The sequence below is a fragment of the Ruegeria sp. C8 genome (assembly GCF_056537565.1).
The window spans coordinates 170955-183986 of the sequence record NZ_JBQFRV010000005.1 but is presented as its reverse complement, the minus strand read 5'-3'; the positions used below and the strand labels follow the sequence as shown (position 1 = coordinate 183986).

Genomic DNA, 13032 nt, shown 5'->3' with positions numbered 1-13032 from the left:
AAACCCGCGCCCCTCTTGGAATGCCCGACCAAAACGCCCATTCTATAGGGACCCCGGGCAAGGGAGGGATGGCGATGAACGTCCACACCACACCAAAATCCAACGGTTATGACATCTCGGTCGAACATCTGTCCGACAGGATCGCGATTTTTCGCGATGGCCTTCTGTTGGCCGAAAGCCAGAATGCCAAGGTGATGTATGAAACCCGGCTGCCGCCGACGATCTACGTCCCTCGTTCGGATGTTTGCGTCGACCTGAGCGGAGAAACCGGCCTGCAAACCTTTTGCCCTTTCAAAGGAACCGCGACCTATCACGATATCAATCTGCCCGGAGATCGCCTGGCCAATTCGGTATGGGCCTATGACGACGCCCTGCCAGAGAGTGCTGCAATTCAAGGGCATATTGGGTTCATGCCCAGTGCCTATACGGATATCGACCTGGGCAAGAACCAACTGCGCGACACCGAAGACACCAATATCAGCGGTCCGCTGATCGACTGGCTTATGCGTGGGGCGTCCCTTTCGGATACACCCGAAGCATTCACCAAGGCGCTGGCCGAAAAGATGCTGGAACACGGTATAGCGATCCAGCGCCTCAGCATTCTTGCATGGTCCTTGCACCCCTTGATCGCGGGCAAACACTTCATTTGGGAAAAGGGTGAGGATGAGATCCTGACCCGCGCGCCCACTTATGAAATCTACGACCACCCCGCATTTATCAACAGCCCGTTGCGCCATGTCTCGAACGGGCTGGGAGGCGTGCGCCAAAGGGTGAACGACGAGAACCCACATAACAGCTTTCCCATCATCGAGGATCTGCGCGCCAAAGGGGCCACAGACTATGTCGCCATGCCGCTGCCCTTCTCGGACGGTCGAACAAACGTACTTACGCTCAGCTGCGATCATCCCGATGGGTTCACGACAGAGAACCTTGGTCTAGTGTTCGAATGCTCTGCCGTTATTGCCCGCTTTTACGAGGTGTTTATGCAGCGCGAAAATGCGCAAGTTCTGCTGGAAACCTATGTCGGCAAACGGTCAGGCGCGCGCGTGCTGGGCGGAGAGATCCGACGCGGCGACGGAGATGAGATTGATGCGGCCATCATGTTCTGCGATCTGAGAAACTCGACCAGCCTGGAGGAGAGCCTTGACCGGGATGCCTATATCAATCTGCTGAACGAGTTCTTTGAAACGGTCTCGGGTATCGTGGATGAAAACGGGGGCGAAGTTCTGAAATTCATCGGCGACGCCGTTCTGGCCGTTTTCCCAGCGGGCGAAGAACCCGCGCAGGCCCGCGCGAATGCCCAACAGGCGGCAACGGAAATCGTCGAAAAACTCGCCGAACTGCGTTCAGCGGATCCTAATATCCACTGCGACTGCTCAATCGGCGTGTCCTATGGCCGGGTGACCTATGGCAATGTCGGCTCGCGCGAGCGGCTGGATTTCACCGTTATCGGACAAGCCGCCAACGTCGCAGCGCGTCTGGGTGAGCATAGTAAATCGACCGGGTACCGCATTGTCGTCTCGCAAGATATTGAGCCCGCATGCTGCAATGCAATCCCGCTCGGCGATATCAAACTGCGCAACGTGTCCCAGCCGGTCACATGTTTTGCGTTACGAACGGCGGCTGATGTTGAGGTCGGTGATCCAGCTTAACCTCGGCGAATTATTAAGCTCGCTGCGTTTGATCTGCTTCGACAAAAGGGGGGCGCAACGTAAGCTGGGGCCTATCCCGCCGCCCTGAAGATTGGTGCAGAATGCAACAACTCTAGCCCGCACCCAACAAGATCAAAGCGGTCTGCGCCGGTGATATTGTGCTTTGCAGTTGCGCGATCTGACTGCGAGCCAGATAGGTATCCGTCAGTTTCTGAATAGCTTCAGGCTCGGTGAATTGGGCCAAATCATCCGATCCGGTCACGCCTGACAAACGGTCCTTGAACACCTCAAGCTGCCTGTCCAGATCGAGCTGCGAAAACGAGGATGGCAGGCCAAGCGCGGTCTCCATCATGCGACGCAAGGGCGGCAAGCCCATCAAATCGAACCATTTCGTATCCGCGCTGCTGTCACCGGCAGCCAATTCGCCAAGCGCATGTTGCGCATAGAGGGAAATCCGCATTGTCTCATTTGTCTCACCGACAGAAACTTCGAAACGGGACACCAGATTGTCTTCGGCAATCTGCTCCATATTCGTGATCAGTCCGGTTTTGCGCACCTCGCCGGGGCCAAAACCGAAGGCTTGAGAAAACTCCCGATACCGCTTGTCGGACAACCGGTTGGACAGAGCATCATCGGCTCTGGTTCCATCCTCCAATATCTTTTGGATAAAGAACCGATTGTTGATGTCCTCTTCCAACCCGAAGGCGCCCAAGGCCACCTGTAGCAACCGGCGATCCGACACCAAGTCTTCGGCGGATTGAACCTTGCTTATGTTTTCCAGAAAATACTGCCTGTCCCTCTGGTTGACGCTGGAGTTCGTAAAGCTCTCCAGTTGCGCGTCATAGGTCCGCTGCAAAAAACGCCAGCCCACAATGCCGCCAGAGGGTATGACAGGCTGGAACGTCATTGCTGGTACGCCATCAGCCGCTCTTCCCGCGGCAGCAAGGAGCGGAGAGACTTGAGGCATTTATAGTATTGTTCGGCCACCAGCGCTTCGGTCGCCTCGCTCAGGACTCGGCGACTGTCTGAATCCGTGAACACCTGGCTCAACTCCTCAACCCGGCGCAGCAATTGCTGACGCGCCTGATCAGGCTCCATATCACCGGACAGTACCAACTGCGCGGCATAGCAAACGCGGCGCACAGGCGTTGTGACTTCGTCTGGGTGGATCGCATCTCGCAGACGCAAAACGTTAGCTTGCGGTGTCATGATCGAAAACCGGCTGCGGCGGTCTCCATTCTCGATCACCACACCATTGATCAACACCCGCTCTTTCGGGGCAAGTTTCAGGACCAGGCCACTCATCCGGCGGCCCTCATGTGTCGCAGACCCCGCAGAACGGCCATGTTGATCTCGAGCAAAGGTTCTACCGTCGCGGTGTTCCCCAAAACCTGTGCGCTGTGCTGCTCCGTAAATTCGGCCAGGTAGAAAATCCGCGCGCGCAAATCCTTCGGAAGCGAGTTATCCGAGTCCGCCACGCCGGTCGCCAGCACTGTCCACAACCGCCGATTTTCATGCAATGCCTGAACAAATCCGGAAAAATCCGTTGCCTTCCGGGCCGCTGCTGCTTTGAGCCGATGAGTGATTTTCGAGATCGCCTCATACTCCGTATCCCGCGGCGTGCGGGTCGGAGCGGTAGATTGCGCATAGGCGCGTTGAGCGTAGCTTTGCAGTGTCACTTGAAATCCTTCCAATAGGCCGTCTTCAGGCAGTCACGACCGGGGCGCGGTATTCACGCCCCGGCCAGGTTCCGGATTTAACGGAACAGAGACAGGATCGACTGCGGCGCTTGGTTCGCAATCGACAGCGACTGGGTGGCCAGCTGCTGTTGCACCTGCAGCGCCTGCAACCGGGCCGAGGTTTCTTCCATATTGGCGTCCACCAGAGAGCCGATGCCCGATTTGAACGAGTCCGACAGGTTCGAGATGAACTCTTTCTGTGTCTCGATCCGGCCCTGCGCCGAACCGAAAGAGGCCGAAGCATCGATGGCCGTGTCGATCAGACCCTCGATGGTACCCAGAGCAGCCAGTGCCCCTGCGTCGGTCGAAACGTCGATCGAATCCAGAGCACCAAGGCCACCCGCGCCGGCATTTGTGAATTGGGCCGCGATGGTCACGTCACGATCGGCATCAGCACCAGCCGTTGCGGTACCGGTCACAAAACTCAGGGTTCCCGGGCTGCCGGAGTCATAGTCGATCGCGACACCCGTGATGCCCAAGGAGTCGATCTTGTTCTTCAGCCCCACGGCGACGATCGCATCCGTGTAAGCGGCATCATAGGTTCCCGAGGGATCGAGATCAGAGTCTTGAACGGTATAGGTCGCAACCTGATCACCCACCGCAATTGAAATCTTGTCGCCCGCTTCGAAGTTGTCGGTCGAGCTGTCGATCACGATGTCACCGCTGCCACCGGTCTTATCCATGGTGAAACCAGCAGTGTCGTTGTCAGTTGTCACGTTGTCCGAACCTGCCAGAACACCCTTGGCGGTGTAGCCACCAACCGAAAGATCCTGAGCAGCGACGCTGATCGAAGACGCGGTCACGTCACCCGCCGCATCACGATCCAGAGACGCCAGGATCGACGCCGGACCCGAGGACCCGTTCACCAGGTTCAGACCGTTGAACTGCGCCGCACCAACAACAGATTCGATCTGATCCTTCAGCGCACTCACGTCAGCGTTGATCTTGGCGCGATCCACGTTGTCTTCCTGCGCCCCAACGATCTTTTCCTTCATCTGGGTCAGAAGGTTGGTGACAGTTTCAGACGCGTTCCGCGCAACGGCGACCGTCGATTCACCCAGCGAGAGGCTGTCTTTGATCGCGTTGAAGCCTTTGACGTCCGATTCCATAACTTTGGAAATCGCCCAGACGGCCGAGTTGTCTTTTGCTGTTGCGACATCCTTGCCGGTCGAGATCGCATTTTGGGTCATCTCGAGGTTTTTGTTGACCGATTTCAGGGTCTGAAGCGCAACCATCGCGCCGTTATTTGTCAGAATACTGGACATAGTTCCATCCTTTTGCGTTAGGGCTTCAGCGCCCAAGATCACCCCGCTAGACCAGCGGGCTTTGGTGTCTTTCTGACCTGTGCGATGCGCCGTCCGGCCCTTCGCGCCACCCGCTGTTTCAGGTGCAGCACCACCTTTGACCTCGATCCCCTAACGGAGTGCTAAAGCGGCCCAACTCGAAATTTCAGATTTGAATCAACTCTGGTCCTATGCGCGTTTTTCCAGCTTTGCCTGACCTCGCACGGTGAATCCGTTGCGTTGCCCGTCGGCCCCATAGGTGCTGAATTCCTGCCGCACGCGGCGCAGCTCCGCCATACGGTTGGCCACCGCGCGAATCCCCTCGGCCGCGCTGTTCAGCAGCGCCTGATTGCGCTCCACCTTTTGATGGACGCGAAGCAGATCATCGCTGCTCAGCACCTGAAGATCGTTAATCGCACCGATCAGTTTCTCTTTTTCAGGGACCATATGATTGAGACGCTCTAGATCACCGTCCACAAGCGCGGCGCGCTCAAGGTCAAGGACCTCCTCCAGTGATTTGATCAGAAGGTTAGGCTGATGTGTCATCGGAATTCTCCATCAAGGATTGAAACAGAAGTTCAGACATGCCAACACCTCCGGATTGCGCCATTTGCCGGGCCTGTTGCTGAACAAGAAAGGACGAGAACTGGTCCTCACCGGCACCGCCACCAAACGAATCGCGTGCTTTTCCTAAGCCTGCGGATTTCAGCATTTCGGCCAGAAACGCCGCCTCGAGCTCGACTGTGGCGGCTTGCAGGCGCTCATGGGTTGAGGGCGGCGGCGGCATCGACTGGAGGGGAGGGATTTTCATCGGCTTCTCCGAAAATTGCATCGAACTTTCTTGATCAAAGACGAAAGCGGTTAAAATAAACGTAACCTCCTTTGGGCAGTTTGACCGTCAACCACGACGGAGCCGGAGCAAAATGCCTAACCCTCTTACGCTGATGACACCCACGCAAAACACGGCCACGAAACCGGGGACGCGCGAAACCACATCGGAGACGTCCACGCGCTTTCAGGATGTTCTTGAGGAAGAAACGCCGCAGCCTGAAGTCGAGGTAGCAGCCGAGGATGAAACCGCCATTGCACGGGACATTGTGCCAGAGGATTCTGCCCTAGAAGAAGTTCTTGCAGACCCTCTGCCAACCCAGCCTGACGCTCCTGAGGAACACGTGTTTGGGGACTTGGCCGCACTGCCAGTGCCGAGCGAGACGCAGGTAACGCAAGGGTCTGAAACTGTACCTATTCCATCGAAACTCGAGGGTGCAGAAGCACCTAAGACCGACTCTGGCGCAATGCATAACGTTTCAGTTGCTTCACCGCAGCGGCTTGAGGTCGAAAACAAGCACAATTCACCTGTTCAGCCACAACCCAACACCGTCCAAACGGTCTCAACCAAAGCCTCAGACGGTCACGTCCTGTCTGCGAAGCCGATTGCGGGGCAGCCTGTTCCAACTGAGAGGGCACAAACCTTGGCTGCGATGCAACCTACTGAACCGGCCGCTGCCCCCCAGAACAATGCAGTGACAACTGCGCCTCAGCCCTCCAAACCCACACCAACTCTCGCGCAGATGCAGGTGATGGCGTCTGTGCGGAACGCAGATTCCGAAACTGCCACAGAGATCCGCGAAACTGACGGCGTGATTGCCACGCGCGAAGAGCCCTTGTCTCAGAACGTCCGCGACACGGCTTCGGTTGCGCATCCAGCCACACAGGCTGCCAAGGCTGAAATCACCCGAACCATCGCCGGGCAGATGGCGGCAGCGATTCAGGTTCGCGCGGGTTCCGGTACGATCGAGATTGCACTCAGCCCCGAGGAACTGGGGCGGGTCTCCATTACGCTCAACGGTCGCGAGGACGGAATGGTCCTGGCAATAGCCGCCGAGCGCCCCGAAACACTGGACCTGATGCGCCGGCATCTTGCCGTGTTGGAGGCCGAATTCCAAAGCCTTGGATATGGCGACATCTCGTTTGATCTAAGCACATCGGACGATGCGCAGGATGATACCGCAAACCCGAAGGCAAGCGACTATGGCCCTTCCCTTTCGGCTGAATCGGATACGCCAAACGCTCCGGTCATTTCCCGAAATCTTTCGGGCCGTGGCATTGATATGAGGCTTTGACCAATGATCACTCCTACAAGTTCCGCCCAGACGGCAGCACAGACCCCGACCTCGGCCGCATCACAAGCGTCCAAGCTGACCTCGGATTTTGAAACCTTTCTGCTGATGCTCACCGCACAAGCACGAAACCAGGACCCGCTGGAGCCTATGGATTCCTCGGAATACGCGTCTCAATTGGCTCAATTCTCGATGGTTGAACAGCAGGTTCAAACCAATGACCTGCTGTCTTCCTTGAGCACGGCTTTGGGCGGGCAAAAGCTGAGTGAGCTGTCCAATTGGGTGGGCGTTGATGTTCGATCAGCCTCGGCCTTTCGATTCGAAGGCCAGCCGGTCACTCTGTTTGCTCAGGCCGATGCAACAAGTGATGAGGCCATCATGGTGATCCGCAATTCAACCGGTACCGTGATCGACCGCATTCCAGTCAATCACACAGACACTGAATTCCTCTGGGCTGGAACCGATGCTTCTGGCAATCCGCTGGGACAAGGCACCTATTCCGCCACGTTGGAGAGCTACAGGGATGACGAGTTGTTGTCGCAACGTCTGGCCGCCAGCTATAACCGCGTGGTTGAGGCCCAAGTCGCTGATGGGACGGTGCATCTGTCCCTGCAAAGTGGGGCCACTGTCCGCTCGGATGAGGTGACGGCGATCCGAACAGGCGCTTGATCTGGTCGGGCAGGCAGTCCAAACCTTGGCAAATCACGATTCCCTTGCTGAGCGGTACGTCCTCTGCCCCATGCCAACGCGCCTCTACCAGACTTGATTGACCAGCTGCGCTCGCGCGGGCTGATCACGGGGTCCGTGCAGTTCGAACCCCTGTTTGGGGGTCGGACCAATATGGTGTGGAAGGTTCTGGGGGAGAGTGGCGACACGGTATTGAAGCTTTACCGAACCAAACTGCGCAACCCCTTGTTCCGCAATGATGCCCACCTCGAAGCGCTGTGCCTGCGCGCGTTTGAGCAGGACGGGTTCGTACCCCGGTTGCGGGCAACGGGGCAACATCAGGGCGACGCCTGGGTTCTGTACGATCACGCGCCGGGTCGCCCGTGGGAAAGTGACACGGCTCAGGTCGCCTCTTTGCTGCGCAGATTGCATGGCGCTACGGTCGACTTGCCGCTGCCTACAGGACGGAACGGCAGCGCTGATCTGGCTCGCCACGGGGCCGAGCTTTTGGCGTTGTGTTCCTCTGGCTTTAAAGATCGCGTCACCGCGATGCGGCCCGAGGACCCTGTGCCGCCAACAAAAAGAACGTGTCTTATCCACGGCGACCCTGTGGCCGGGAACATTCTGGTGGACGGTTCCAACCTGACCCTGATCGACTGGCAATGCCCGGCAATTGGCGATCCCTGCGAGGATCTGGCCCTGTTCCTATCGCCTGCCATGCAGCATCTGTATCGCGGCGCACCACTGAACCCAGATGAGCACGCGCAGTTCCTAACCGCGTATGGCGAGCACGAAACAGCTGCCCGCTACGAAGCATTGCGTCCGTGGTATGCGTGGCGAATGGCAGCCTATTGCCTGTGGCGGTTTGAGAACGGATCAACAGACTATGAAAAGGGCCTGCAGCTTGAGCTAAAGGCGCTTGAGGGCCACGCTATTTCTGAATGACGGCATCTTCCCAGGCCGTCAGGAATTTCTTGCGTTTGAGCGTGTCGAGATAGGTCAACAAAGCGGGCTCCAGCGTGATAACTGCGGCCTCTTGCTCCTGCTGTGACGTGAGCAAGGGTAAAGGTGCCAGCTCAGGCCCTGCAACGATCAGGTGGCGGACAAACGCCTCGGCGGCGGCAGGATATTGCGTGTTTTTCACCACCATTGCCGTTCGCATCATGGTGGTCTGAAAATCGCTGGGCAGAATGACCTCGAGCGCTTCTTTGCCTTCAACCCGCGCCGTTGCGTAGCTGCCAAGCACGTTATATGCGACCGCGATTGAACCGCTTGTCAGATCGTCAATCATGTCGCCCGAGCAGCAATACAGACGCAAGTCCAGCCCGCCCATGACCTCCATCAGACGCCAAAAGGTCTCAGACGCGCGAGCATCTTGCGTAGCGAACAAATAACCCAAGCCAGATTGCCGGATATCATAGGTGCCGACCTTTCCACGAAAGGCTTCGGGGCGCGCGCGCAGGGCCTCGATAAGTTCCTGCCGGGTTTGCGGAACGGGATACCCAGCGAAGGCCGCACGGTTGATGACGATAGCCGCAGGTTCCTGCGTAAAGGCGAAAAGGCTGTCATGCCACTGGGCCCAGTCCGAACCGGGCATATTCTCCAGCGGCATTGCGAACCCATCATTGGCAAGTTTCAGCTGTAAATCCATCGCGCTGGAAATGACAATGTCAAACGCCTCAGGCGCTGCCCGCATACGCGCATTCAGATCGGCGGTTCCCGTCACTAGATACTCGACGGAGACATCTGGATTTTGCGTCAGGAACCCCTCGATCAACGGCGCGAAAAGCGCGGTGTCGGTGCTGGAGATGATGCGCAAACGCGGACCATCAGCGGCAGCGTTGAACACCCGCTGGTCTTCCCACTCCTCTGCCATGCAGGCCGAGGCCAGAAGTGTGACGATCAAAGCAATAAGGTAACGCATGCGCCTGTGCCTATTCGGTTGGTCAGGATCAGATCGCCGCCATGGGCCTTTGCGACATCCTGAACGATGGTCAGGCCAAGCCCCGAGCCAATGGTCCCGGCCGCATTCTTACCGCGCTCGAACCGCCGGGTGAGCGTGTCAATTTCACTTGGTGGAAAGCCCGGCCCCTGATCACGTACGCTTATCTGAGCTTGCGCCCCTTGCGAGACCTCGATCTCGACTACGCTTTCGGCAGGGGCATATTTTAACGCGTTGTCGACCATGTTGCGCACCGCATTCTGGATCAGGATCGGATCGCCCGAATAGGTCACAACAGGGTCCCCGACCAAGGTCAGGGAAAGGTCCTTCATCTCGGCAATGGGCGTGAGGCGTTGAACCAGATCGCGGACGAGAGCGACTAGATCAATCTCTTCCCGCTCCAGATGATCGGCGCGAAAGGTGATCATCGCGTGATCCAGCAATTGCCCCGCCGCCCGAGAACTTTCGTCAATCGCCCGTACCATCGAGCGCAAAGCCTCTCGATTTTCTTCCTTTTCAACGCGTTGCAACGTCGCGTCCGCATAGGACCGAACCGTTGCCAATGGCGTCCGAACCCGGTGCGCCGCCTCGGCTATAAAATCCTCGGACTGGCTGAGCGACTGATCCAAACGCCCCATCAAAGAGTTCAACGACGACACAAGCGGGGCCATTTCCCGTGGCACCGGCTTTCTGAACGGGCTGAGGTCCTGAGGGCCACGGCGAGTCACCGACGTCGTCAGCTTGTTTAACTGTCCGATTGTGGCTGACGTTGCCCAGAACGATAACCCGGCGACCAGCGCGAAGAAGCCGATCCCCAGATACGCCGCGTTTCGTGAAATCTGCCTGAGGGTTTCGGCCAATGCGTCTTGCGTTTGACCAAGGGCTACTTCGACTTCGGTCCGGGTTCCCAAACCCACGAGAGTGCGACTGGCGCTGACCTGGCGAATGGTCTCTCCGCGCACCTCGCCCGATTGAAAAGTCCATTCGCCATTGGGCGTTCCATTCGTGGCTGAAAGATCGTCGTAGCCGGACAACAGTTCTCCGTCCTGAAAGATGGCGTAAAACACCCGATCATCCGACGGCGTACTTAGCATCGAGAAGGCGGCGTAGGGGATGTCGACCTCAAGCTCTCCGTCCCGCAGAGCGACGGCATCGAGGATCGAGGTGACGGAGGCACCAAGGATATTGTCCTGCCCTTGCTGCGCGACGCGAGCGGCATAACTGCGCACCGTAAAGAACAAAAGCAACGCCAGAATGGCCGCGCCCCCAATCAAGGTCAGCACCAGACGGTTGCGCAGGGATCCTGAAACCGCGGGGCTAGCTGACATGATCCAGCCTGTAGCCCAAGCCACGCAACGTGGTAATCTTCAGCTCCGATCGCTCCAGATGTTTGCGCAGGCGAGCGACATAGACCTCGATAGCATTGTCCGAGACATCGTCGTCGTAGGAAAATAGCCTGTCCGCCAGCTTTTGTTTCGAAAACACCTGACCGGGCGCGTTGATGAAGAACTCCAACAGGCGCAGTTCCCGGTTACGCAGCGACAGGGTTTCACCGCCGACAATCAGATGACCGGCCACCGGGTCGAAGACGATACCGCCGATCTCGATCGTCGATTTGGCGATCCCTGATTTACGGCGCAAAACGGCGCGGCAGCGGGCCTCAAGCTCTGCGTGATCGAAGGGTTTGGTGACGTAGTCGTCGGCCCCCAGATCCAGCGACCCGATTCGATCCGAGACCTGGCTGCGCGCGGTCAAAACGATGACAGGTGTGTCCAGATGACTTGCACGGTGGCGTTTGAGGAAATCGCGCCCATCCCCATCGGGCAGCATGATGTCCAACAGGATCAGGTCATATTCCTCAGCCTCGACAAACGCGGTCGCATCGTCCAAAGTTGCAGCATGATCAACGACATGGCCGTCCAGTCGCATCCGCGAACCGATAGCGTTCGCGAGGTCCATATTGTCTTCGACCAGCAGGAATTTCATGAGGCGTTCGCAGTATTTTCGCGCATGACAGGTTGATGTCAGGTTGATGTGTTTTCTTGACCACAATCTGTGCCGCCAAGCGGCCAGTTGTCAAATGGGAGGACATCATGACAACTTTCAAACTGGGCCGTCGCGCCCTGATCGCGGCTGTGGCCGCTGTTGGTCTTGCGGGACCTGTTTTGGCTGACGGCCACCAGGTCGTGGACAGCATCCACTTCCTGATCCCCGGCGGCGCAGGCGGCGGCTGGGACGGTACGGCCCGCGGAACGGGCGAGGCGCTGACCAAAGCGGGGCTTGTCGGTACCGCGTCCTACGAGAACATGTCGGGCGGCGGCGGTGGTAAAGCCATCGGTTACCTGATCGAAAACGCCGACAGCAACCACGGTACGCTGATGGTGAACTCGACACCCATCGTGATCCGCTCACTGACGGGTGTTTTCCCGCACAACTTCCGCGACCTGACGCTGGTCTCGGGCACAATCGGCGACTACGCGGCCATTGTTGTCGGTAAGGACAGCCCGATCAATTCGATGGCGGACCTGCTGGCCGCCTATGACGCGGACCCGGGTGCAACAGCTATCGGCGGTGGCTCGGTTCCGGGCGGAATGGACCATCTGGTCGCGGCCATGGTGATGGAAGCAGCAGGCAAGGACGCGCTTGGCGTCAAGTACATTCCTTATGATGCAGGCGGCAAAGCCATGGCAGCCTTGCTGTCGGGTGAGATCGCAGCGCTGTCCACCGGCTTCTCGGAAGCGGTTGATCTGGCCAATGCAGGCGAGGTGAAAATCATCGGTGTGACTGCGGATGAGCGTGTAGACGCAGCGCCCGACGCACAGACCATGAAGGAACAGGGCATCGACACCATCTTCGTCAACTGGCGCGGTTTCTTCGCAGCGCCCGGCCTGCCCGAAGACAAGCTGGCCGCCTACCAAGACGCCATCGCCAAGATGTATGACACCCCCGAGTGGGAAGAAGTGCGCGCGCGCAATGGTTGGGTGAACATCCACAACTCGGGCGACGATTTCTCGACTTTCCTCGAGCAGCAAGAGCAGCAGATCAGCGATCTGATGAAAAAACTGGGCTTCCTCTAAGCACCACTCACGGCAGAGCGGCCCGCCCGCTCTGCCACAATCAACAAAAAACACGAGGGAGGGGATGTCATGGCGCTGGATCGCTGGATCGCGCTTGTTTTGCTTGGGGTCTGTCTGGCCTATGGCTACGCCGCCTGGTTTACGATGGATGGCAGCCTGCCCCCCTTCATGCAACGCAACCCCATTTGGCCAAGCACCTTCCCTAAAGTGCTATCTGTTCTGGGCATCATTGCCTGCACGATCATCCTGCTGGGCTTCGAAAAGTCCGAACCGAAAGCGGCGGATATCGACTACCGCCGTCTGGGCGACTACCACCTTGATCAAGCTTTGATGCTGCTGGCCCTAATGGTGATCTACGCCCTGTGCCTTCGTCCCGTCGGCTTTCTGATCTCAACTTCTGCCTTCCTGATCCTCGGCTCCTTCATCCTGGGCGAGCGCAAGTGGCACATCATGCTGCCGGTCGCCTTCATCGCCACCGGCGCGGTCTGGTATCTGGTTCAGGAAGTGCTGGGCATCTACATGCGCCCCCTGCCGGGCATTTTCGGAGGCTGAC

General features: G+C 58.0%; 15 protein-coding genes. 6 read left to right on the top strand and 9 right to left on the bottom strand.

From position 1 onward, the window contains the following. Positions 1-74: 74 nt before the first annotated feature. The gene (locus tag ACR0KL_RS09125; RefSeq protein ID WP_170678043.1) at positions 75-1652 is read left to right on the top strand and encodes a DUF427 domain-containing protein; all 1578 of its coding nucleotides are present in this window, start codon (positions 75-77) and stop codon (positions 1650-1652) included. A 112-nt stretch (positions 1653-1764) separates the two neighbouring features. On the opposite strand, the gene ACR0KL_RS09120 is transcribed toward ACR0KL_RS09125, so the two are convergent. The 6 genes from ACR0KL_RS09120 to ACR0KL_RS09095 all read right to left on the bottom strand — a co-directional run bounded on the left by ACR0KL_RS09120 (position 1765) and on the right by ACR0KL_RS09095 (position 5485). Next, entirely contained in the window at positions 1765-2559 is a 795-nt protein-coding gene (locus ACR0KL_RS09120) for a DUF1217 domain-containing protein (RefSeq protein ID WP_480776905.1), read from the bottom strand. Continuing rightward, positions 2556-2957, bottom strand: a complete 402-nt coding sequence (flbT, locus tag ACR0KL_RS09115; protein WP_170375637.1) for a flagellar biosynthesis repressor FlbT — start codon at positions 2955-2957, stop codon at positions 2556-2558. The genes ACR0KL_RS09120 and flbT overlap by 4 nt, the downstream gene beginning before the upstream one ends. After that, positions 2954-3331 carry a flagellar biosynthesis regulator FlaF gene (flaF, locus tag ACR0KL_RS09110; protein WP_170678047.1) on the bottom strand — a complete coding sequence of 126 codons (378 nt, stop codon included), beginning with the start codon at positions 3329-3331 and terminating at the stop codon, positions 2954-2956. Before flaF ends, flbT begins: the two co-directional genes overlap by 4 nt. Before the next feature lie 77 nt (positions 3332-3408). Beyond that, a complete protein-coding gene (locus tag ACR0KL_RS09105) occupies positions 3409-4656 on the bottom strand; it encodes a flagellin (RefSeq protein WP_170678049.1) in 1248 nt (415 codons plus the stop codon). 207 nt (positions 4657-4863) lie between these two features. Continuing rightward, a complete protein-coding gene (locus tag ACR0KL_RS09100; RefSeq protein ID WP_170552283.1) occupies positions 4864-5220 on the bottom strand; it encodes a flagellar biosynthesis protein FlgN in 357 nt (118 codons plus the stop codon). Then, positions 5204-5485 (bottom strand): rod-binding protein, encoded by a 282-nt coding sequence (locus ACR0KL_RS09095; RefSeq protein WP_170678051.1) that lies wholly within the window; start codon positions 5483-5485, stop codon positions 5204-5206. The genes ACR0KL_RS09100 and ACR0KL_RS09095 overlap by 17 nt, the downstream gene beginning before the upstream one ends. Positions 5486-5597: 112 nt before the next feature. On the opposite strand from ACR0KL_RS09095, the gene ACR0KL_RS09090 reads away from it, so the two are divergent. The 3 genes from ACR0KL_RS09090 (at position 5598) to ACR0KL_RS09080 (ending at position 8405) form a co-directional block, all read left to right on the top strand. Continuing rightward, complete coding sequence (locus ACR0KL_RS09090) at positions 5598-6797, top strand: flagellar hook-length control protein FliK (protein ID WP_480776904.1); 1200 nt, start codon at positions 5598-5600, stop codon at positions 6795-6797. A gap of 3 nt (positions 6798-6800) precedes the next feature. Beyond that, on the top strand, positions 6801-7463 hold the full coding sequence (locus tag ACR0KL_RS09085) for a flagellar hook capping FlgD N-terminal domain-containing protein (RefSeq protein ID WP_170678055.1): 663 nt from the start codon (positions 6801-6803) through the stop codon (positions 7461-7463). Positions 7464-7556: 93 nt separating this feature from the next. Beyond that, positions 7557-8405 (top strand): phosphotransferase family protein, encoded by an 849-nt coding sequence (locus ACR0KL_RS09080; RefSeq protein WP_480554802.1) that lies wholly within the window; start codon positions 7557-7559, stop codon positions 8403-8405. Here the strand turns inward: ACR0KL_RS09080 and ACR0KL_RS09075 are convergent. The 3 genes from ACR0KL_RS09075 to ACR0KL_RS09065 are packed head-to-tail and all read right to left on the bottom strand — an operon-like array spanning position 8392 to position 11388. Next, complete coding sequence (locus tag ACR0KL_RS09075; RefSeq protein WP_480776903.1) at positions 8392-9384, bottom strand: ABC transporter substrate-binding protein; 993 nt, start codon at positions 9382-9384, stop codon at positions 8392-8394. The two genes, ACR0KL_RS09080 and ACR0KL_RS09075, sit on opposite strands and share 14 nt — an antisense overlap. Continuing rightward, positions 9363-10730 carry a sensor histidine kinase gene (locus tag ACR0KL_RS09070; protein WP_480776902.1) on the bottom strand — a complete coding sequence of 456 codons (1368 nt, stop codon included), beginning with the start codon at positions 10728-10730 and terminating at the stop codon, positions 9363-9365. Before ACR0KL_RS09070 ends, ACR0KL_RS09075 begins: the two co-directional genes overlap by 22 nt. Beyond that, a complete protein-coding gene (locus ACR0KL_RS09065) occupies positions 10720-11388 on the bottom strand; it encodes a response regulator transcription factor (protein WP_170460004.1) in 669 nt (222 codons plus the stop codon). The genes ACR0KL_RS09070 and ACR0KL_RS09065 overlap by 11 nt, the downstream gene beginning before the upstream one ends. Before the next feature lie 107 nt (positions 11389-11495). Between ACR0KL_RS09065 and ACR0KL_RS09060 the strand changes: the two genes are divergently transcribed. Both ACR0KL_RS09060 and ACR0KL_RS09055 read left to right on the top strand, forming a co-directional pair. Continuing rightward, on the top strand, positions 11496-12479 hold the full coding sequence (locus tag ACR0KL_RS09060; RefSeq protein WP_480776901.1) for a tripartite tricarboxylate transporter substrate binding protein: 984 nt from the start codon (positions 11496-11498) through the stop codon (positions 12477-12479). 69 nt (positions 12480-12548) lie between these two features. Continuing rightward, entirely contained in the window at positions 12549-13031 is a 483-nt protein-coding gene (locus tag ACR0KL_RS09055; RefSeq protein ID WP_170460001.1) for a tripartite tricarboxylate transporter TctB family protein, read from the top strand. The last annotated feature ends 1 nt before the right edge of the window (position 13032 follow it).

Excerpts from the sequence above, each read along its gene's own strand:
- ACR0KL_RS09060 (WP_480776901.1), top strand. The coding sequence starts at position 11,496 with ATGACAACTTTCAAACTGGGCCGTCGCGCCCTGATCGCGGCTGTGGCC.
- ACR0KL_RS09100 (WP_170552283.1), bottom strand. The coding sequence starts at position 5,220 with ATGACACATCAGCCTAACCTTCTGATCAAATCACTGGAGGAGGTCCTT.
- ACR0KL_RS09125 (WP_170678043.1), top strand. The coding sequence starts at position 75 with ATGAACGTCCACACCACACCAAAATCCAACGGTTATGACATCTCGGTC.
- ACR0KL_RS09075 (WP_480776903.1), bottom strand. The coding sequence starts at position 9,384 with ATGCGTTACCTTATTGCTTTGATCGTCACACTTCTGGCCTCGGCCTGC.
- ACR0KL_RS09090 (WP_480776904.1), top strand. The coding sequence starts at position 5,598 with ATGCCTAACCCTCTTACGCTGATGACACCCACGCAAAACACGGCCACG.
- ACR0KL_RS09085 (WP_170678055.1), top strand. The coding sequence starts at position 6,801 with ATGATCACTCCTACAAGTTCCGCCCAGACGGCAGCACAGACCCCGACC.
- flbT (WP_170375637.1), bottom strand. The coding sequence starts at position 2,957 with ATGAGTGGCCTGGTCCTGAAACTTGCCCCGAAAGAGCGGGTGTTGATC.
- ACR0KL_RS09095 (WP_170678051.1), bottom strand. The coding sequence starts at position 5,485 with ATGAAAATCCCTCCCCTCCAGTCGATGCCGCCGCCGCCCTCAACCCAT.
- ACR0KL_RS09105 (WP_170678049.1), bottom strand. The coding sequence starts at position 4,656 with ATGTCCAGTATTCTGACAAATAACGGCGCGATGGTTGCGCTTCAGACC.
- ACR0KL_RS09120 (WP_480776905.1), bottom strand. The coding sequence starts at position 2,559 with ATGACGTTCCAGCCTGTCATACCCTCTGGCGGCATTGTGGGCTGGCGT.
- ACR0KL_RS09065 (WP_170460004.1), bottom strand. The coding sequence starts at position 11,388 with ATGAAATTCCTGCTGGTCGAAGACAATATGGACCTCGCGAACGCTATC.
- ACR0KL_RS09055 (WP_170460001.1), top strand. The coding sequence starts at position 12,549 with ATGGCGCTGGATCGCTGGATCGCGCTTGTTTTGCTTGGGGTCTGTCTG.
- ACR0KL_RS09070 (WP_480776902.1), bottom strand. The coding sequence starts at position 10,730 with ATGTCAGCTAGCCCCGCGGTTTCAGGATCCCTGCGCAACCGTCTGGTG.